At 73.3% G+C, this 20,212-nt stretch carries 14 protein-coding genes; 4 read left to right on the plus strand and 10 right to left on the minus strand.

What is annotated here, in order from left to right:
* Positions 1 to 39 precede the first annotated feature (39 nt).
* Positions 40 to 1,263 carry an NAD(P)H-dependent flavin oxidoreductase gene (locus tag P1K89_RS18105; protein WP_284617885.1) on the plus strand — a complete coding sequence of 408 codons (1,224 nt, stop codon included), beginning with the start codon at positions 40 to 42 and terminating at the stop codon, positions 1,261 to 1,263.
* A gap of 66 nt (positions 1,264 to 1,329) precedes the next feature.
* On the plus strand, positions 1,330 to 2,268 hold the full coding sequence (locus tag P1K89_RS18110) for an acyl-CoA dehydrogenase family protein (RefSeq protein ID WP_284617886.1): 939 nt from the start codon (positions 1,330 to 1,332) through the stop codon (positions 2,266 to 2,268).
* Between the two features lie 8 nt (positions 2,269 to 2,276).
* Here P1K89_RS18110 and P1K89_RS18115 read toward each other — a convergent pair whose 3' ends face one another.
* From P1K89_RS18115 to P1K89_RS18150, 8 genes are all read right to left on the minus strand, one after another.
* Positions 2,277 to 2,942 (minus strand): glycine-rich domain-containing protein, encoded by a 666-nt coding sequence (locus P1K89_RS18115; protein ID WP_284617887.1) that lies wholly within the window; start codon positions 2,940 to 2,942, stop codon positions 2,277 to 2,279.
* A gap of 72 nt (positions 2,943 to 3,014) precedes the next feature.
* Positions 3,015 to 6,338 carry a bifunctional diguanylate cyclase/phosphodiesterase gene (locus tag P1K89_RS18120; RefSeq protein ID WP_284617888.1) on the minus strand — a complete coding sequence of 1,108 codons (3,324 nt, stop codon included), beginning with the start codon at positions 6,336 to 6,338 and terminating at the stop codon, positions 3,015 to 3,017.
* A gap of 261 nt (positions 6,339 to 6,599) precedes the next feature.
* Positions 6,600 to 6,944: a hypothetical protein gene (locus P1K89_RS18125; RefSeq protein WP_284617889.1), complete on the minus strand. Its 345-nt coding sequence runs from the start codon at positions 6,942 to 6,944 to the stop codon at positions 6,600 to 6,602.
* On the minus strand, positions 6,941 to 7,345 hold the full coding sequence (locus P1K89_RS18130) for a hypothetical protein (protein ID WP_284617890.1): 405 nt from the start codon (positions 7,343 to 7,345) through the stop codon (positions 6,941 to 6,943). The genes P1K89_RS18125 and P1K89_RS18130 overlap by 4 nt, the downstream gene beginning before the upstream one ends.
* A gap of 97 nt (positions 7,346 to 7,442) precedes the next feature.
* On the minus strand, positions 7,443 to 9,848 hold the full coding sequence (locus tag P1K89_RS18135) for a DUF6600 domain-containing protein (protein ID WP_284617891.1): 2,406 nt from the start codon (positions 9,846 to 9,848) through the stop codon (positions 7,443 to 7,445).
* A gap of 134 nt (positions 9,849 to 9,982) precedes the next feature.
* Positions 9,983 to 15,286 carry a PAS-domain containing protein gene (locus P1K89_RS18140; RefSeq protein WP_284617892.1) on the minus strand — a complete coding sequence of 1,768 codons (5,304 nt, stop codon included), beginning with the start codon at positions 15,284 to 15,286 and terminating at the stop codon, positions 9,983 to 9,985.
* A gap of 33 nt (positions 15,287 to 15,319) precedes the next feature.
* Positions 15,320 to 15,712: a response regulator gene (locus P1K89_RS18145; protein WP_284617893.1), complete on the minus strand. Its 393-nt coding sequence runs from the start codon at positions 15,710 to 15,712 to the stop codon at positions 15,320 to 15,322.
* A 159-nt stretch (positions 15,713 to 15,871) separates the two neighbouring features.
* Positions 15,872 to 16,366: a Rossmann-fold NAD(P)-binding domain-containing protein gene (locus P1K89_RS18150; protein ID WP_284617894.1), complete on the minus strand. Its 495-nt coding sequence runs from the start codon at positions 16,364 to 16,366 to the stop codon at positions 15,872 to 15,874.
* A gap of 167 nt (positions 16,367 to 16,533) precedes the next feature.
* On the opposite strand from P1K89_RS18150, the gene P1K89_RS18155 reads away from it, so the two are divergent.
* The gene (locus P1K89_RS18155) at positions 16,534 to 17,106 is read left to right on the plus strand and encodes a hemerythrin domain-containing protein (protein ID WP_284617895.1); all 573 of its coding nucleotides are present in this window, start codon (positions 16,534 to 16,536) and stop codon (positions 17,104 to 17,106) included.
* Between the two features lie 44 nt (positions 17,107 to 17,150).
* Here the strand turns inward: P1K89_RS18155 and P1K89_RS18160 are convergent, their stop codons facing one another.
* Entirely contained in the window at positions 17,151 to 17,855 is a 705-nt protein-coding gene (locus P1K89_RS18160; protein ID WP_284617896.1) for a sulfite exporter TauE/SafE family protein, read from the minus strand.
* A 23-nt stretch (positions 17,856 to 17,878) separates the two neighbouring features.
* A complete protein-coding gene (gene hemN, locus P1K89_RS18165; protein ID WP_284617897.1) occupies positions 17,879 to 19,288 on the minus strand; it encodes an oxygen-independent coproporphyrinogen III oxidase in 1,410 nt (469 codons plus the stop codon).
* Between the two features lie 206 nt (positions 19,289 to 19,494).
* On the opposite strand from hemN, the gene fnr reads away from it, so the two are divergent.
* A complete protein-coding gene (fnr, locus tag P1K89_RS18170) occupies positions 19,495 to 20,205 on the plus strand; it encodes a fumarate/nitrate reduction transcriptional regulator Fnr (RefSeq protein ID WP_284617898.1) in 711 nt (236 codons plus the stop codon).
* Positions 20,206 to 20,212: the final 7 nt, after the last annotated feature.

The raw sequence follows: 20,212 nt of genomic DNA on the forward strand, positions 1-20,212 counted from the left end.
CAGGAACACCTTGGGGTCGACTGCCTAGAGTCACGCCCCGTGATTCCTCTCGAACTCGCCGCGCTGCTCGATCGCAGCGGCCTCCAACCGCTGCGCCTGCGCGGCCGCACGCTGCTGCCGATCCTGCAGGGCGGCATGGGCGTCGGCGTGTCGGCGCACCGCCTCGCCGGCAGCGTCGCCGCCCAGGGCGCGGTCGGCACGCTGTCCTCGGTCGACCTGCGCCGCCACCATCCCGACCTGATGGAGCGCACGCGCGGCCTCGGCGTCGGCCCTGAGGCCAAGCAGGCGATCGACGCGGCCAACCTGGAGGCGCTGGAGCGCGAGGTCACGGCCGCGCGCGCGCTGTCGCAGGGCCGCGGGCTGCTGGCGATGAACGTGATGCGCGCGGTCAGCGAATACGCGGCCTACGTGAAGCGCTCGCTGGCCGCCGGCATCGATGCCATCGTCGTCGGCGCCGGGCTGCCGCTGGACCTGCCCGACCTGGCCGCCGACCACCCCGAGACCGCGCTGGTCCCCATCCTCAGCGATGCCCGCGGCGTGCAGCTGCTGGTGCGCAAGTGGGAGCGCCGCAAGCGCGCGCCCGATGCGATCGTGCTCGAGCACCCGCGCCTGGCCGGCGGCCACCTCGGCGCCGCGCGCGTCGAGGACGTCAACGACCCGCGCTTCGACTTCGAACGCTCGGTGCCCGAGACGCTGGCGGTGCTGCGCGCGGCCGGCCTGGAGAACACCCCGGTGATCGCCGCCGGCGGCATCGGCAGCGTCGACGACATCCGCCGGCTGCAAGGCCTGGGCGCCGCCGGCGTGCAGCTGGGCACCGCGTTCGCGGTGACCACCGAAGGCGATGCCGACCCGGCCTTCAAGCAGGTGCTGGCCGAGGCCACACCGGCAGACATCGTCGAGTTCACCAGCGTCGCCGGCCTGCCCGCGCGCGCGGTGGCGACGCCGTGGCTGAAGGCGTACCTCAAGGCCGAGCCGAAGCTGCAGGCGGTGGCGCAGGTCAAGGCCCGCTGCACCAAGGCCTTCGACTGCCTCGCGCAATGCGGGCTGCGCGACGGCAAGGTCGGCTGGGGCCAGTTCTGCATCGACCAGCAGCTGGCCGCCGCGCTGAAGGGCGACGTGCGGCGCGGGCTGTTCTTCCGCGGCGCGGGCGCGCTGCCGTTCGGCACGCAGATCCGCAGCGTGCGCGAGCTGATCGAGCGCCTGCTCGGCGGCGAGCTGCCCACGGTGCCCGCCGCGCTTGAAGCAACGCCAGCGGCCGCCTGACGCCGCGCCGGCCGCCTGACGCGTCGACGACAGCCGGCCGCGCTGCCCGGCCGCTACGATCGGCCCATGCATGCCACCCTGGCCGAGCTGCTGCACACGCCACCCGCCGGCGCCTCCGCGCCGTTCGACGACCTCGCGGCCTGGTGGCCGCACTGGCAGGCGCTGCAGTCCACCGCCGATTCGCCGGTGGCGTTGGCGCTGCGCTGCGGCTGGGCCGCCGACCGCATCGGCTGGGCCTTCGCCGGCGGTTACCAGGCTGCGCTGCGCGCGCTGCTGCCTTCGTTGGCCGGTGAACGGCTGGCTGCGCTGTGCGTCACCGAGGCCGGCGGCAACCGCCCGCGCGACATCGCCACCCGCATCGCGCCGCAGCCCGACGGGATGCTGCGCATCGACGGCGAGAAGCGCTGGACCACGCTGGGGCCGCAAAGCGCGACGCTGCTGGTCGTCGGCGCGTGGTCGCCGGCCGGCGCCGAACCGGCCGGGCGGCCGGCGCTGCGGGTCGTGCGCGTCGAGAGCGCGACGCCCGGCGTGCAGCTGCAGCCGATGCCGCCGACCCGCTTCGTGCCCGAGGTGCCGCATGCCGGTGTGCTATTGACCGATGTACGCGTCTCGGCCTCGGCGCTGTTGCCGGGCGATGGCTATGAAGCCGTGGTCAAGCCCTTCCGCACCGTCGAGGACGTGCACGTGATGCTGGCCATCGGCGCCTGGCTGCTGCGCGAGGCACGCGCCCGCGCCTGGCCCTCCGCCTTCGCCGAGCGCCTGGTGGCCGCGCTGGCGCTGCTGGCCGAGCTGGCCGCGGCCGAAACGCTGGCGGCGACGACCCATGTGGCGCTGGCCGGCGCGCTGCAGTGGCTGGCGCCGCTGTTCGCCGAGGCCGGCGAGCGCTTCGCGGCGGCCGGCGATGCGGTGGCGGCCCGCTGGCCGCGCGACGCCGCGCTGCTGCAGGTCGCCGGCGCGGCGCGTGCGCAGCGGGCAGCGCGCGCCTGGGAGCGCCTGGGCGGCTGACCGCCGGGTCAGTGCACCTCGGCGACCTGCTTCGGCGCCGTGCCCTGGGTGGTCGGCTCGACCGAGCACCACGCCGCGCTCGTCCCGGTCGGTTCGACCGAGCACCACGCGGCGCTCTTCCCGGTCGGCTCGACCGAACACCACGCGGCGCTCTTCGTCGTCGGCTCGACCGAGCACCACGCCGCGCTCTTCGTCGTCGGTTCGACGGAACACCACGCCGCGCTCTTCGTCGTCGGCTCCACCGAGCACCACGCGGCGTCGCGCGCCACGGCCCCGGCCGGCTCGCCGAACTCCTGCTGCAGCAGGCGCTGCATCGTGTCGAACGCCTCCTGCAGCGCCCGCTCGTCGCCCTCGCCGCGCAGGCCGAGGTACGGGAAGTGGTGCAGGAAGTAGCCGAAGGTGGCCTGGCAGTCGGCGGCGTACTTGCGCGTGTCCAGGATGTGCATGTGCCAGAAGCGGTCGACGTCCTGCTCGGGCGCGAGCTGCATGTCGGGGTACTTCGCGTGCAGGATCAGGTAGCGCTTGTAGGCCACCTCCATGCGGTCGGCGTGTTGGTCGGACCAGCCGTAGCCGTCCTCGCGGCGCGTGGCCTTGAACTTGATCATGCCGAGGTCCAGCGCCTCGATCGCGGCGATGGTCTGCTCCAGCGTTCTGCCGTGGGTGGGAAGGGTCATGAAGGCTCCTGGGAAGGGTGGATGGACCGCTTGCGGTCCGACGGGCATGCCAGGGAGATCGCCTGTTACTTCCTAGGCGGCAATCGGCGCGGCAATCTGCAGGGACTGCTGTTGCGGAAGGTGGCCGGCGACGAAGCGCGCGAGCTCGTCGGCGGGCAGCGGCTTCGACAGCAGGTAGCCCTGGATCACGTCGCAGCCGCGGCTGCGCAGGTGGTCCAGCTGGGTCATCGTCTCGACGCCTTCGGCGACCACCTGCATGCGCAGCCCGTGGGCCAGCGTGATGATGCTGTCGGTCAGCGCCTGCGCGTCGCTGTCCTCGGACAGGTCGTTGATGAACGAGCGGTCGATCTTCACCGTCGACAGAGGGAAGCGCCGCAGGTACGACAGCGACGAGTAGCCGGTGCCGAAGTCGTCGATCGCCAGGCCGATGCCCATCGCGCGCACCGCCTCCAGCACGCGCACCGCGTGCTCGGGGTTCTTCATCACCGCGCCTTCGGTGATCTCGAGCTCGAGCAGCCCGGGCTCCAGGCCCGAGGCGTCGAGAATCTCGGCGATCTCATCCAGCAGCGTGCGGCTGCCGAGCTGGCGCGGCGACAGGTTCACGCTCATCTGCATTGCCGGCAGCCCCTGGCGGCGCCAGGCCATCGCGTCCTGGCAGGCCTGGCGCAGCGCCCACTGGCCCATCGTCTCGATCAGGCCGGTCTCCTCGGCGATCGGGATGAACTGCGCCGGCGACACCCCGCCCAGCGTCGGATGGCGCCAGCGCATCAGCGCCTCGACGCCGACGATGCGCTGCGTGCGCAGGTCGAGCTTGGGCTGGTAGTGCAGCTGCAGCTCGTCGCGCACCAGCGCGCGCCGCAGGCCGCTCTCGAGGATCAGCCGCTCGGCGCTCTGCGCGTTCATCTGCGCGGCGTAGAAGCGGTAGGTGCCGCGGCCCTTGTCCTTGGCCTGGTACATCGCCGTGTCGGCGTTCTTCACCAGCGTCTCGGCGTCGGCGCCGTCTTCCGGATGCACGCTGATGCCGATGCTGGCGCTGATGTGCAGCTCGTGGCCCTCGATCGAGAACGGCTCGGCGAAGCAGTCCAGCGCCTTCTTCGCCAGCGAGGCCGCGTCGCCGGCGCCGGACAGGTTCTCCAGCAGCAGCACGAACTCGTCGCCGCCGAAGCGCGCGACGGTGTCGTCCTCGCGCAGCAGGCCGGCCAGGCGTTCGCCGCAGACGCGGATCATCAGGTCGCCGACGCCGTGGCCCAGCGTGTCGTTGATGTGCTTGAAGCGGTCGAGGTCGATGAACATCACCGCGAAGCGGCGGCGGTTGCGGTTGCTGCGCTTGATCGCGCGCTGCAGCTCGCGCTGCAGCGACGCGCGGTTGTGCAGCCCCGTCAGCGGGTCGTGGTTGGCGACGAAGCGCAGCCGCTGCTCGGCATGCTTGCGGTGCTCGTACTGTGCCAGCTGCTGCGCGACCGTGCGCAGGGTCTCCAGCGCATCGTCGTCGCTCGCACGCGGGTCGCGGCTGAAGAACTCCAGCGCGGTCATCGTGCCGGCGGCGACGATCGGCACGATCAGCCCGACTGACAGGCCGGCGCGGCCGGCGAGCGCATCGCGGGTGAAGTCGTCGCGGTGCACCAGGCCATCGACGCGCAGCGCCTCGCCGCCGGACCACGCGCGGCCGAGCGAACCTTCGTCGGCCCGGTACTCCAGCCCGAGGCTGATGCGCACGAACTCGTCGACCGCCGGCTGGCCCGGCCGGTGCCAGGTCGCCAGGCAGCGCGCCTTGGCATCCTCGCGCACGCGCCACATCGCGCCGCAGTCCCAGCGGAAGTGCTGGCAGACGACCTCGAGCGCCTGCGCGATCACCGACTTCGGCTCGCCGTCGCCCAGCAGCAGGCCGGCGATCTCGTGTTCCAGCTTCAGCAGCAGCGCGGCCTTCAGGCGCTGCGTGTCGTCGCGCACCACGCCGCGCAGCAGCAGGTGCGCGCCGGAACGTGTCGGCTCGATGATCACGTGCAGCCAGCGCTCCGGGCCGTCGCCGGTGCCGGCGAGGTGGTGCTCGAACTCGATGCGCTGCCCGGACGAGGTGGCCTCGGCGATGCGCTGTTCGACCGCCGGCCTTTCGGACGCGGGGATGCGCGCGAGCAGCGATCGCAGGTCCGCCGGCGCATCGCCCGCGAGGCCGAGGATGGCGCGCGCCTGGTCCGAACACTGCAGCGCGCCGCTGCGGGTATCGAGCACCCAGCTGCCGAGGTTGGCCACGCGCTGGGCTTCCTCGAGCTGCCGCTCGCTGCTGCGCAGGTGCTCGGTCATCGCCAGCGCCAGCGCCAGCGCGCGGCCGCGGGCGGTGGCCAGCGAGTAGACGATGCCGGCCAGCAGCGCGCTGATGATGGCGCCGGCGGCGATGATCAGCCACCAGACATGCGAATCGATGCGCCCGACGACCACATGCTCGTCGTCGCTGACCTCGACCAGCCACGAGTGGCCGCCGAGCTCGAAGCGCAGCGTGCGTTCGATGCGCGGCGGCGGCAGCGCGCGCGGCGCGGCGGCCTGTGCGGTGGTCGCCGAGGGCACGGAGGCGGCCACCGCCGCCGAGGGCACGCCATCGGGCAGCCTGCCGGCCGGCGCCGCGCTGTCGAACAGCAGCTGACTGCGGTCGCCGCGCGGCGCCTGCACGAAGTGGCTCTCCACGCGCGTGCCCATCGCACCGGGGCCGGGCCCGGCGTCGACCAGGCGCAGCCGCAACGACGGCGACGTGCCATGGCCGAGCACGTCGCCCATCATGCCGGCGACGCGGAAGCCGGCACCGACCGTGCCGATGTAGGCGGCCCGGCGCTGCTCGACGGACTCCAGCGGCTGGTTGGGCCGGTACACCGGCAGCCGCATCGCCAGGCCGATGTCCGACGCCTGGTTGCCGATGCGGATGCGACGGCCCGACGAGGCCAGCCCGCCGGTGTCGCGCGACTGCTCCAGCGCCGTGCCGCGATTGGGCATCGCGCCCAGGTCCTTGCCGACGAGGTGCTCGTTGCCGGCGTGCGGCTCGATCAGCGTCAGCACGTAGCGCTCGGTGTCACCGTCGCGCCGGTAGGCGGCGAAATTCACCGCCTGGAAGCCGGGGTAGCTGCGCTCGAGCTTCAGGCCGGCGACGTAGTCCCGGAAGTCCTCGCGGCTGACCGCCTGCTCGGTATTGAAGCGGGCCTGCACGCCGGTCAGCACCGCGGTGTAGTCGTCGAAGCGCCCTTCGATCTTGCGGGCGAGGTCCAGCGCCACCGCATCGAAGCGCTCGTTCGCGCCGCGCCAGATTTCCAGCCGGGCGGCGATGCCGAGGAACAGCGACAACGCGAGCCCGGCGGCCAGCACGATCAGCGGCAGGGCGACCGGGGCGCGGGGTGGCGGCGTGGCTTCCATGTTGAGCGGGTTTTCGCCCGCGGCACGCCCGGGTTGAGGGTTAGAAAGTGATAAAGGTGCTCATGCTGGTCCGGCGTGCAAGCTAGTTCACGGTTCGTGATGCAAGTCGCGGACAGGCTCGCAACGCGGTGTCGGGGCGTGCTCGACGGCCGGCGTCGGGAAGTCCTTGCCGGGCCGTCGGCAACGCCGCGCGGGGTGCGTCGGGAAGTCGTGACGCTGCCTGCCGCCACGGGGTGGCGGCGCGCGGCGGGCGGAGGGTCTTCAGCGCGGCCGGGAGGCCGCGCGGTCGGCGAACGCACGCCGGAAGGCGTCGTTGCCGGTGGGCTCGCCCGGCTGGATGAAGCGCGGCGGGCGGTCGTTGAAGCCGGGCAGCACGGGCACCGACGCGGCCGCCGAGCGCGTCGGGCGGGCAGGCACGGACGCGGCCGTCGCGATCGGGGGCGCGGATTCAGGCTGCACGGTGGGGGGCGTGGCCGTCGGCGGCGGTTCCGGCGACGGCGCGCGGTCGCGCGCCGTCGCGATCACCTTCACCGGCTCGTGCTTCGCTTCGCCGCAGGCCGCCGCGGCGAAGGCGAAGCACACGATCAGCGCGGCGGCGCGGCTCACTGCAGGATGATCTGGCCGCTGCCGCGCGAGACGCCGTTGGCGTCGTACACGGTGCAGTTCCCGCTGAAGTTCACGACGTGGGGGCAGGCGACGGTGTAGCCGGCGATCAGCATCGTGATGCTCAGCGAGTCGTCGACCGCGGTGTAGAGGCTGCCGGTCATGCCGTAGGCGCCGTTGCTGCAGTTCAGCGCGCCGTAGACCACCAGCGAGCCGCTGTTGTAGTAGTCGCCGGTGGCGTCGAAGACCAGTTGCGTGCAGTTGGTCAGGCCGGAGGCGTTGAAGCTGGCGCTCCACACCAGGTTGGTGAAGGTGGTCGGCGTAGCGACGCCGATGGCGCCGGCAGGAAGGGCGCCGGCGGCGAGCAGCGCGGCGGCGGTAATGGAGGCGAACAGTCTGCGCATGGAAGTCCCCTGGGTTGGTGGATGGCGACGTGGCGGCAAGCGACGGGCCCGCCAGGCGGGCCCGTTTTGCGCTTAACGCGTCAGGTCGGCCTGCCGGCTAACCTGGATTCGGCTCGCGGCTCTTCGGCGCGCGTTCGAAGGCGGCGCGGCGGGCCTCGCTGGCGCGCTCGGACGCGGCCGTCGCCTTGCGCGGCGCGGCGGCCGGCGGTGCGCGGCGCGCATCGGGCGGCGCGTCGGCGCGTTGCTCGCGCGGCGGCGGCGGGGCGGCGGCCGGACGGTCGGCGCGGCGTTCCTCGCGCGATTCGCGGGTCGGCGGCGCCGGCTTCGCTTCTCGGGTCGGCGGTGCCGGCCGGTCTTCACGCGCGGGCGGCACGGCCGTGGCCTGGCGCGGCGGCGGCGTGGTGGCCGGCGGGCGCTCGGGCGGCGCGGCCGCGGGCTGGCGTCCGGGCGGGGTGGCCGCCGGCTTGTCCGGGGCGGGCTTGTCGGCCTCGCGTCGTGCGAACGGTGGCGGGGGCGTCGCGGGCGACGCGCGGCGTTCCGCCGGCGACGCGTCGGCATCCGGCTTCACCGGCGGCGTGGCCGCGATCTGCCGCCCCGGCGGCGCGACTTCGCGCGCACGTCCCGGCGGCGTGACATCGGCCTGGCGCGGCGGCGTGACGTCGGCCTGCCGCGGCGGCGTGACGTCGGCTTGCCGCGGCGGCGGCTTCACCTCGGCCTGGCGAGGCGGCGGCGGCATGTCGGCGGGCCGGCTCGCCGGCTGTTCGCTGCGCGTGCGGCCGGGCACGGGCACGTCGGGCGCGCGCGGCGGCACGATCTCGCGCGGCGCGGCCGGCGGCGGCCCTTCGGCGCGTCGTTCGGCGGCCGGCGCCGGGGCGGCGGCGGTGGGACGCTCGGCCGGGGCGCCGCGGCGTTCGGCCGCGCGGTCCGGACCCGTCGGCTTGATCGGCGCCGGCGGCAGCGGTGCTGCGCGCGCGGTCACCACGCGCACCTCGGGCGCTGGCGCGGCCGCCGTCGCGGGCGTGCGCGGTGCAGGCGCGGTGCGACCGGCGGGTTCGCGCGGCGACGCCGGCACGGCCGTGCCGAAGCTCGGCACGGCGATGGCCGGCGGCTGGGCCCGGGCGATGACCGGCCGCTGCAGTGCGGCCGGCGGCGGCCGCCGTTCGGAGCGCGGCGCGGCACCGGCGATGCTGGCCACCTGCGGGGCGACCGGCGCGCTGCGCGCGACACTGGTGGGCAGGCGCAGTGCCAGCTCGCGCGGCACCGGCAGCGCAGCCGGACCGACCGGGCGGGCCTGCGCGAAGGCATTGACCGGCATCGCGACGATCGATCCCTCGCGGCGGTGCACGAAGGTGTTGTTCGTCACCGGCGCATTGATGATGTTGATGATGTTGGTGACGTTGGTGGTGCGGATCACCGTGTTGGTCGTATTGACCTGCTGCAGGTAGTGCGGACTGGCCGTGTACATCGGACGATAGACCTCCGACGGCCCGAGCGGGAACCACGCGACCGCGCTGACGCCGCCGATCGAGAAGCTGGCGCTGACGCCGGCGCCGCCGACGAACTGCACCACCGCCGGCGCATACACCGGCTGCAGGCGCCGCGGCGGCGGCACCCAGGCCCAGCGCTCGTTCACGCGGGTCCAGCGGCCGTAGTGGCTCGGCGCGAAGGCCCAGGGCGCATCGTCGATCCAGGTCCAGCCCCACGGCTCGACCCAGGCCCAGTGGCCGTCGCGGTACGGGGCCCAGCCGGCCGGCGCGGCGCTCGGCATCCACACCGGCCCGAGCTCGGCGACGACCTGCCAGCGGCCGTGATCGTCGAGGTCTTCGTAGCCCACGACTTCCGGCGACACGTACCGTGCGGAGCTCGCGCGGTCCCAGCGCTGGTCGCGTTCGTCGCTCCAGCGGTCGAAGGCGTCGCGCGCCGGCAGCGCGTAGCGTTCCTGCGAACGCAGGTCGGTGCCCCAGAAGCGGTAGGTGACGCCGGCGTTCAGCACGAAGCCGCGGCCTTCGCCGTAGACGTCGCCCTGCCCGCTGCGCAGCGTGATCTCGGTCCAGCCCCCCTCGGGGTCGACGTCGATGCGCACGCTGCCCGGACGCACGACGCGGTAGGCCAGATTCGGCGTGGCGATCTCGATCGGCCGGTCGCGGCTGATCTGGCGCGCCCGCACGGTGAGCGTCCCCTGCGTCATTTGCAGCTGCGTCATGCGGTCGACGTTGTTCAGCAGCGCGACCGAGGTGCGTTCGTCCAGCCGCAGCGCCGAGCTGCCGATGCGCAGCTCGGCCCGCGCCCCGTCGTCGCTCCACAGGCGGTCGCCGGGCACCAGCGGCCTGTTCGGCGATACGCGCAGCCAGTCGTCGGTGCCGGCTGGCAGGAAGCTCACCGGACCGTCGGCCTGCGACAGGCGCATCACGCGTGTCGGTGGATCGGCCTGCGCGGCGCCGGCGGCCAGGGCCGTGGCGGCAGCGAACAGCAGGGTCAGGCAGCGTCGGGCAAGGTACTTCATGACCGCATGCTGGACGCGGCGCGCCCGTCCCGGTCGCAGGAGAGCGCCGCATCGCGTTGTCGGCCCCGTCCGACGTCGCCGGCGCACCTCGGGCGCGTCGGGTAGGCGCCCGCGGGCCCCGCGGCCCGGCGGTGTCAGTGCACGGCGGCGACGGCCGGGCCGCTGCTGGCGGGGGCGAGTTGCGCGCGCAGGCGTTCGCAGTCGGACAGCGCGGCCGGGAAGTCGAGCCGCGCCATCGCGTCGGCCAGCGGCTGCATCGCCTCGCCCCAGGTCGCCTCGTGCGCGGCCTGCAGGTCGGCGAACACGTCGGTGGCCACCATGTCGCCTTCGGCCAGCAGCGGCATCAGCGCCTGCAAACCGGCGGCCAGCGCGGCCGGATCGGGCGCCGCGGCCGGGGGCCCGGCCTGCCCGTCGTCGAGCAGGTCGGCCACCGCCTGCAGGCCCGCCTGCGCCCGGGCGATCTCGGTGTCGATCGATTCGGCCAGCCGGGCGCTCATGCCGTCAGGCGCGGCCTCGCCCAGACGGACATCGCCCAACCGGGCCTCGCCCAGCCGGACCTCGCCGTCGGCCGCACAGGCCGCGAGCGCATCGGCGCCCAGCGTCGCTGCCACGCCCTTGATCGTGTGCAGCAGCCGCGCGGCCTCGCTGCGTTCGCCGCGTTGCAGCAGCGCCGCCAGCTGCAGCCGGTGCCCGGGCAGCTCGGCGGCGAACGAGCGGGCGCTGCGCCGCCAGACCGCCCGCTTGCCGGAGAGCCGGTCGACCGCCTGCTGCAGGTCGACGCCGAGCGCCTGGGCGCGCTGCAGCAGCGCGTCGGGCAGGCGCGTCCGCGCCGCCTGCGCGGGCGCCGCGGCGGCACCGCCGACGTGCCGGAGCACGACGGCGACGAGCTCGTCGAGGTCGAAGGGCTTGCCGACGTGGTCGTTCATGCCGGCGACCAGGCTGGCCTCGCGGTCGCCGGGCATCGCGTTGGCCGTCATCGCGATGATCGGCAGGCTGGTGCGCCCCAGCGTCGTGCGGATCGCCGCGGCCGCGGCGTAGCCGTCCATCACCGGCATCTGCACGTCCATCAGTACCGCGTCGTAGGGTGGGTCGGCCGCCGCGACGGCGGCGACGCCCTGCTCGCCGTCGGCCGCCAGGTGCACGATGGCGCCCTCGTCGGCCAGCAGGTCCTCGGCCACCTGCTGGTTGGTGAGGTTGTCCTCCACCACCAGCAGCCGCAACCCGCGCAGCCGGGCCTCGGCCGGACGCGCCGGCGCAGGCAGGCCGCTGCCCGGCGTGCGCGCGTCGCGCACCGCGTCCTGCAGCATCGACGCGGTCACCGGCTTGACCAGGAAGCCGTCGAGCAGCGTCTGCTCCTGCCGCGTGCGCTGCGCCAGCTTGTCGCGGCCGTGGGCGGTCACCATCATCAGCATCGGCACCGCCTGGCCCGGCTGCTGCCGCTCACGGATGCGGCGGCTGGTCTGCCATCCATCGAGCCCGGGCATCGACCAGTCGACGAAGATCGCGTCATGGGCGCGGCCCTGCCGCTGCATCGCATCGAGCTGCTCGAGCGCCTGCGCGCCGCTGTCGGCGACGTCCACCGTCCAGCCGAGTGCGCGGGCCTGTTCGGCGATCACCTCGCGCGCGACCGGGTTGTCGTCGACGATCAGCGTGTGCAGGGCCTGGCCGGCGACCGGCGCGGCCTCCGCCGCCACCGGCAGCTCGAGCTCGAAGCTGAAGCGGCTGCCGCGTCCGGGCGTGCTGTCGAGCCGGATCTCGCCGCCCATCAGCGCGACCAGGCGCTGGCAGATCGACAGCCCGAGCCCGGTGCCGCCGAAGCGGCGCGTCGTCGTCGCCTCGGCCTGCGCGAAGGCGTTGAAGATGTGCTGCTGCTGTGCCGGCGCGATGCCGATGCCGGTGTCGCGCACCGCGATCTCCAGCCGCACCGCCGACGCGCTGCGCCCCCGCTGGCGCACGCTGATCACCACTTCGCCGCGTTCGGTGAACTTGATCGCGTTGCCCGACAGGTTGACCAGCACCTGCTGCAGCCGCAGGTCGTCGCCGACCAGCTGCTCCGGCAGGCCGGCATCGACCTCGAACAGCACCTCGACCGGCTTGGCGCCGAGGTTGGCCGACACCACGACCGAGAGGTCGCGCAGCAGGCGGTCGATCGAGAACGGGCGCGGGTCGAGCTCGAGCTTGCCGGCCTCGACCTTCGAGAAGTCGAGGATGTCGTCGAGCAGGCGCAGCAGCGCCCGCGCGGCGCGCTCGGCCTTGTCGGCGAAGTCGAGCTGGCGCACGCCGAGGCCGCTGCGGCGCAGCAGCGTCAGCATGCCGAGCACCGCGTTCATCGGCGTGCGGATCTCGTGGCTCATGTTCGCCACGAAGCTGCTCTTGGCCCGGCTGGCCGCCTCGGCGGCTTCGTTGGCCCGCACGAGGTCGGTGATGTCGATGCGGAAGCCGACGATGTGGCCGTCGGCCATGCGGCGCTCGACCACCCGCACGTGGCGGCCGCTGTCGAGGCGCTGCACCAGCGAGACGCCGCTGCGCTGGTGCACCGCCAGCCGCTCGCGCACCCAGTCGTCGACGCGGCCGACGGCGTCGGGGTACTGGCCGCGCTCGGCGCCGGTGCGCAGGATCTGCTCGAAGGTATTGCCCGGCACCAGCGCATCGACCGAGCTGGCGTAGAGCTCGCGGTACTTGTCGTTGCAGAACACCAGCCGGTCGTCAGCGTCGTACAGCACGAAGGCCTCGTTGACGACGTCGATCGCACCGCGCAGCAGCGCCTCGGCGCGCTGCATCTCGCGCTCTGCGCGCTTGACGTGGGTGACGTCGGTGGCCATCGCGACGAAACCCTGCACCCGGCCGTCACGCAGGTCGGGCAGCAGATGCACGATCGCGTAGTGCATCTCGCCGTCGGCGCTGCGGCTCTCGACGTCGTAGGTCTGCGCCTCGCCGGCCAGCGCGCGCTCGGCGCGGCGGCCGTGGTCGCCGCGTTCGGGGCCCACCAGGTCGTCGAAGCTGCGGCCGGTGTGGGTCGAGGCGTCGCCGCCGAAGAACGCCAGCGTCGCGCGGTTGGCGAAGGTCAGTCCGTACTCGCGATCGAAGTAGGCCAGGCGGCCGGGGATGTTGTCGGTGACCAGGCGCATCATGTGCGCGCTGTCGGCCAGCACCGCCTCGAAGTGCTTGCGCTCGGTGATGTCGGTGTAGGTGGCCACCAGGCCGCCGCCGGGCATCGGCATGCCGCGTACTTCGAGCGTCAGGTTGCCGCGCTGGCGTTCGACGGAATAGGCGGTCGGCGCCCGCGCACGGTCGAGGATCTCCGCGACGATGCGGTCGACGTCGCCCGGCCCGTACTCGCCGCGTTCGGCATTGAATCGCGCCATGCGCTCCAGCGGCACCGGCTGGCTGGCGAAGATCTCGTCCGGCAGGTCGAGCAGCTTGCGGAACTGCGGCGTGGCGACGATCAGGTTCAGGTGCTCGTCGAACACGCTCAGCCCGCAGGGCAGGTGATCGAGGATGACCTGCAGCAGCCGGTTGCCCTGCTGCAGGCGCTCGCGCTCGATCGCGAGCTCGCGTGCGGCCTGCTTGCTCGCGGTGATGTCGCTGCGGATGGTGATGAAGCGCTCGGGCCGGCCCTGCGCGTCCAGCATCGGCGCGATCGTGGTGTCGACCCAGTAGGTGGCGCCGTCCTTGCTCAGGCAGCGCGCCTCGCCGCGCCAGGAGCGTCCTGCCGCGGCGGCCTCCCACACCGGCTCCCAGAATTCGCGCGGCTCGACGCCGCCGTCCAGCAGGCGGTGGCTGCGGCCGATCAGCTCCTCGCGCGTGTAGCCGCTGACCCGGCAGAAGGCGTCGTTGACGTGCGTGAGGCGGCCGCGGCCGTCGCAGATGCCGACCAGCGCATGCTGGTCGATCATCGCCAGCAGCGCCGAGTTCTCGCGCAGCGCGGACTCCAGCTGCTGCGCGGCGCGGTGCCGCTCGGTCACGTCGCGGCCGATCTCCATGAAGCCGGCGAGCGCGCCTTCGGTGTCGAACAGCGGCCGCAGCTCGAGGTCGAGCCAGAACGCCCGCCCGTCCTTCGTGCGGTTGAGCACCTCGACGTTGCAGGCCCGCCCGCCGGCGACCGCGTCGGCCAGCGCCTGCAGCACCGCGGGCTCGGCCTGGCCGTTGCCCAGCAACTGCGCCGGCGTGCGGCCGAGCGCCTCGTCGGCGCCATAGCCGGTGATGTGCGTGAAGGCCTCGTTGACCCAGGTGATGCGTTGCGCGCGGTCGGTGATCACCACCGAGTTGTCGGTGTGGCGCACCACCTGCGCGAGGCGGTCGAGGTCGCCGGTCATGCGCTCGGCGAAGGTCTGCGCGCGGATGCGCGCCGACGACAGCGCCCAGACCACCAGCGCGAGCAGGAAGCTCAGCACCGCGCCGCCCAGCACCACCGCGCCCAGCGGGCCGCGGTCCAGCGCGGCCTCGAAGTCGGGTGTCGTGCTGACGTCCAGGATGAGCGGCCGGCCGCCGATCTGCAGCGTGCGGGCCTGCCGCAGCGCCGGCTCGGGGCGCGCGGCACCGCCGCTTTGGCGGCGTTCGGCTGCTTCGCGGTCGCGGCGCTCGGCTCCGCCGCGGCCGGCGCCGGCGCCGGGCCTGCCATCGTGCAGCTCGAACGCGACCGTGTCGCCCAGCGTCTTCGCCACGCCCTGCAGCAGCGCGTCGACCTTCACCGGTGCGGCGACGACACCGATCAGCGCGGCCCGGCGCTCACCGGGCGTCGCCGGCAGCGCGGCGCCGCGGTAGACCGGCAGCACGATCGCGTAGTCCGCCGCCGCGCCGGCAGCGCCCGGGAGCGCCGCGCCGTCGAGCAGCGCGGCGTCGCCGCCGTCGACGGCCTGCGCGAGCGCGTCGGTGCTTTCGGCGAACAGCACGCCCTGCACGCCGGCGAAGTCGCGCTCGAAGTCGCGCGCCCGCAGGTAGGCGCGCAGCTGCGCCGGGCTCGTCGAGCCGGTCAGCGCGATGCTGGCGCGTACGCCCTTCAGCGCGTGCACCGGGTCGGCGAAGCGCCGCTGCACCTCGAGCGCCACCCGCTCCGCCAGGCGTTCGAAGTGCTGCCGGGCGTCGGCCCGCATCTGGCCGTCGACGTACCAGCCGGCCAGCGCCGTCAGCGCGACACCGCTCAGGTGCGCGGCGGCGGTGGCGAAGATCGCGCGCCGGCGGCGCCGCTCCAGCCGCTCCGGGCTGACGAGGTTGGCGGCGGCGGCGGGCGGCGGGCCGGCTGGCAACGCCGCGCGGCGCAGCGTCTGCATGTTGCGCCAGTAGATCGCGGGCGCCGCGAGCAGCACGACCAGCAGCGCCCCGACGATGGCGGACAGCGCGCCCGCCGGCGCCAGCAGCCAGGCCACCGCGGCCACGGCGATCGCCACGATCGCCGACACCTCGGCGAGCAACCGGACCGGCAGAACCGCGGGCCGCATCGGCAGGTCCGGCGTGGGCACCCGGAGCCCGGTTCAGGCGGCGGCCGGGCTGGCCTTCGACAGCGCCGCCTCGACGGCCCGCAGCACCGTCTCGCCGTTGAAGGGTTTGATGATGTAGCCGTTCGCGCCGGCGTCGATGCAGCTGACCACCGTGTCGCGGTCGGCCGACCCGGTGACCATCACGATCGCCGCGTCCGGTGCCGCGGCCCGCAGCGCCGCGATGGCGTCGATGCCGGTCATCTTCGGCATCTGCACGTCCAGGCAGATCAGGTGCGGACGAAAGTGGTTGGCGAGCTTGATGCCGCTGAGCGCTTCGCCGCATTCGCGCTGCGTCGTGTAGCCCGCCTCGCGCAGCAGCGAACGCAGCAGCGACCGGGTCAACTGGTGGTCGTCGATGACCAGCACGCGAGTCGTGTTGGGCGTCATGGCTCGTTCCTCGGGCAGATCAGCACGGCGTAGCCCCGGAGTTTAGTGTTACCGGTTTTACTGGATTGACCGATTTGAGGCGATTATTGCCGCCAGCTCGCCGCTCGGGGCCGGCGCGTGTGGCCGATGCGTGTGGCCAGCGCGTGTGGCCGGAGGCCCTCAGGCCAGTCGGTGCACCAGCAGGGCCTGGACCAGGCGCTGGCGTTCGGCCGCATCCGGCACGCCGCCGTGCACCGCCAGCTGCATCAGCGGATGGTCGTCGTCGGCGATGCCGTCGAACACGGGCAGGCCGGCGGTGCGGCGCAGGCGATCGACGAGGCCGTCGCTGACGTGGTCGCACTCGACCGCGTCGTACAGGCGGGCCAGCAGCGCCAGCGCGTCGCGGGCCTGGGGCTCCCCGGTCGCCTTCAGCGTTTCGGGATCGAGGCGCGACACCCGCGCGCCCAGCGCCGTCGCCGCGTCGGCGAAGCGCTCGGCGGCGGCGCAGTCGGCGTCCGGGCACAGCAGCGCAAGGTGTTTGCCCTTGAGCAGCGGGCGGATGGCACCGGCCGCCTCGGCCTCGGCCAGGCGGCGCGCGATGTCGGCCACGGCCCGTGCGTCGGCGGCGGTCAGGGGGGACTTGCCCGGCTGTCGGGGAGGGGTGGCGAAGTTCATCGGGCCAGCGTTCCAGCGGCGCCAGATTAGGGCCGCCGAATCGCAAAACCCTTGCGCGGCGTCAAATGCGGACCCGGCAATCTGCGCTTTGATCTTCGGCAAGTCCCCATTGCCGGCCCCGTGCGACGCTGCGGCCTGTTGCTGACCCGAACCGACAGGAGACCGGCATGACAGCCGCGCTGCGCATCATCCGAGACGAACACCAGGCGCTGGCCGCAATGCTGCGCTCGGTCGTGCTGCTGCTGGGCCGGCAGCGCCGCGAGGGCCTGCCGCCGGACTTCGACGCGCTGCGCGCGATGCTCTTCTACCTCGACGAGTTTCCCGAGCAGCGCCACCACCGCAAGGAGACCGAGCTGCTGTTCCCGAAGCTGCGCGCCCGCACGCCGCTGGCGCGCGACCTGCTGGACCACCTGGACCAGGATCATGCGCGCGGCGAAGCCAAGATCCGAGAGCTCGAGCACAAGCTGCTGGCCTTCGAGATGATGGGCGAGTCGCGCCGCGACGACTTCGAGCTGGCCGCCGAGCGCTACGTCGACTTCTACCTGTCGCACATGACGCTGGAGGAGCGCGAGATCCTGCCGCTGGCCGAACGTGTGCTGACGCGCGAGGACTGGGCCGATCTCGACATCGCCTTCGGCGCCAACCGCGATCCGCTGACCGGCCTGAAGCCGGACGCCGCGTACGACGCGCTGTTCTCGCGCATCGTGCGCCTCGTGCCCGCGCCCGTCGGGCTCGGCTAGGAGTCCGTCCCGGCCTCCCAAGTCAGTTCGACAGACCGGGCGCCTCAGCAGACCAGCCGCGCCACGTCCTGCCACAGGCCGTGGCCGAGCGCCCAGGCGGATGCGGCGGCCACCGCCAGCCCGGCCAGCCGCACGCCCCAGCGGCCATCCGCCGCGGCCGCGCCGCCGCGGCCGGCCACGCCACCGGGCCACCAGCGCTGCAGCAGACGCGCGCCGAGCTGCAGGCCGACGCCCGAGCCGGCCGCGAATGCGGCCATCACCGCCCCGCCCTGCCAGGGCGACGGTGCCAGCGACGCGACCATCAGCGCCGAATACAGCAGGCCGCAGGGCAGCAGCGACCACAGCGCGCCGGCGATCGCCGACGCCACGAGCGGCCCGCGGTCCTCGCCCCAGCCCAGCGTGCGGATGCGCAGCGCCTGCCAGACACGCTGCGACGCGCGATCCAGCCAGGCCGGCTGCCGGCCCCGCCACAGCAGGCTGATGCCCAGCACCACCAGCGCGACGTGCAGCATCGCCCAGAACGGCTTCAGCAGGCCGATGCGGTCGGCGCCGGCGCCCAGCAGCGCGGCCGACGAGGCGACCGCGGCGCCCAGGACTGAATAACTCGCGAAACGAGCGGCCTGGAAGCTCCACAGGCGCGGCCGCGTGCAGCCGATACCGGCGCTGGCCGCCCCGCACATCGCCACGCAGTGCGGCGCGCCGGCCAGCCCCATCACGAGACCGCTGGCGATCAGCCCGGTCAGCACCATCGCCGCCTCTTTCGACGGGTCCGTCAGATGATGCGCGAGAAGCGCGTGCGGCTGCGTTCGACCTGCAGGTACTTGTCGAAGACCATGCCGACGGCGCGCACGAAGTACCAGCCGAGCGGCGTCACCCGCAGGCCGTCGTCCTCGAAGACCACCAGGCCCTGCTGCGCCAGCGCACGCAGCTGCTCGAGCTCGGGCGCGAAGTAGTCGGCAAAGCGGATCAGCCAGGCCGACTCGATCGATTCGTAGACGACGTGGCCCTGGCACATCACCGCCATGATCACCGCGCGGCGGATCAGGTCGTCGCGCTGCAGCGCGAGCCCGCGCACCACCGGGAAGCGGCCGTTGTGCACCGCGTCGTAGTACTCGGGCAGCGTCTTCGCGTTCTGGCTGAAGGTGGCGCCGATGCGGCCGATCGCCGAGACGCCCAGGCCGATCAGGTCGCAGTCGGGTTGCGTGCTGTAGCCCTGGAAGTTGCGGTGCAGCCGTCCCTGGCGCTTGGCGATCGACAGCGAATCGCCGGCGAGCGCGAAATGGTCCATGCCGATGTAGTCGTAGCCGGCCGCGCCGAGCGCGTCGATCGACGCGGCCAGCATCGAGATCTTCTGTTCCGGCGCCGGCAGGTCGGCCGCGTCGATGCGGCGCTGCGGCTTGAAGCGCTCGGGCAGGTGCGCGTAGGCGTACAGCGCGATGCGGTCCGGCCGCAGCACGTTCACCTGCTGCAGCGTGCGCTGGAACGACTCCGGCGTCTGCTTGGGCAGGCCGTAGATCAGGTCGACGTTGATCGAGCGGAAGCTGCCCAGGCGGCGTGCCGCGGCGATCAGCTTCTCGACATCCTCGTAGGGCTGCACGCGGTGCACGGCCTTCTGCACGGCGGGGTCGAAGTCCTGCACGCCCAGGCTCAGCCGGTTGAAGCCCAGCGACGCGAGGTGCTGCAGTCGTTCCGCGGTGACGGTGCGCGGGTCGACCTCGATCGAGTACTCGCCGTCGGCGTCGAAGCGGAAGGCGCGGCGCAGCGCGCCCATCAGGCGTTCGAGCTCGGCATCGGACAGGAAGGTCGGCGTGCCGCCGCCGAAGTGCAGCTGCGACAGCGGCGTGCCGGTGCCCAGCTGCGCGGTGTGCAGCGCGATCTCGGCTTCCAACGCATCGAGGTACTCGGCCGCGCGCTCGTGGTGGCGGGTGATGACCTTGTTGCAGGCGCAGTAGTAGCACACCGATTCGCAGAACGGGATGTGCACGTAGACCGACAGCGGCGCACGGGCGCCGCCGACCACGCCGATGCCGGCCGCCCGCTGCTCCAGCGCGGCGCGGTAGGCGTCGGCATCGAAGGCGTCGACGAAGCGATCGGCCGTCGGGTAAGAGGTGTAGCGCGGGCCCGCGACATCGAAGCGGGCGATCTGGTCGCCGCGCAGGGGCGGCTGGGCAAGCGTCGTCATGGCGCCACTTTGACTCGGCGCATGGTCGCCGGACTTGATGCAGCGCAAAGCCCGACGACGAGCGCTGATGACAATCAAACTCATCATTGAGGTGACTCATGCTCGATCCCCGCCCAGCTGACAAGCACACCGCCGCCGTGGCGGCCGCCCACCCCACTTCCACCGACGTGCGCGATCCGAATCAACGTTCCTGCGAGGCCCGGTCCATGCGCGAGCTGCAGGTCGCCTGCTCCAGCTGCAACCTGCGCGAGCTGTGCCTGCCGCTGGGCCTGCAGCGCGCCGACATGGACAAGCTGGACACGCTGGTCAGCACGCGCCGGCGCGTGCGCCGCGGCGGCGCGCTGTTCCATGCCGGCGACCCGTTCGCCGCGCTTTACGCGGTGCGCACCGGCTTCTTCAAGACCTGCGTCGCGTCGGAAGACGGCGCCGGCCAGGTCACCGGCTTCCAGATGGCCGGCGAGCTGCTCGGCCTGGACGCGATCAGCCACGACCGCCACACCTGCGATGCGATCGCGCTGGAGGACTCCCAGGTCTGCGTGATCCCCTACGAGCGCCTCGAGGCGCTGTCGCGCGAGGTGGTCGAGCTGCAGCACGCGTTCCACAAGATCATGAGCCGCGAGATCGTGCGCGACCACGGCGTGATGCTGCTGCTGGGCAGCATGCGCGCCGAGGAGCGCCTGGCCACCTTCATCCTCAACCTCACCCGCCGCCTGCAGGCGCGCGGCTTCTCGCCCACCGCGCTGGTGCTGCGCATGACGCGCGAGGAGATCGGCAGCTACCTGGGCCTGAAGCTCGAGACCGTCAGCCGCACCTTCTCGAAGTTCCACGAGGAAGGCCTGCTGCAGGTCAAGCAGCGCGAAGTGCGCGTGCTCGACGAGGAGGGGCTCAAGCGGCTGGTGAACGCGCCGGGCGTGTGAGCGGCGG

Source organism: Aquabacterium humicola, assembly GCF_030167915.1.
Classification (GTDB): Bacteria; Pseudomonadota; Gammaproteobacteria; order Burkholderiales; family Burkholderiaceae_C; genus Pseudaquabacterium; species Pseudaquabacterium humicola.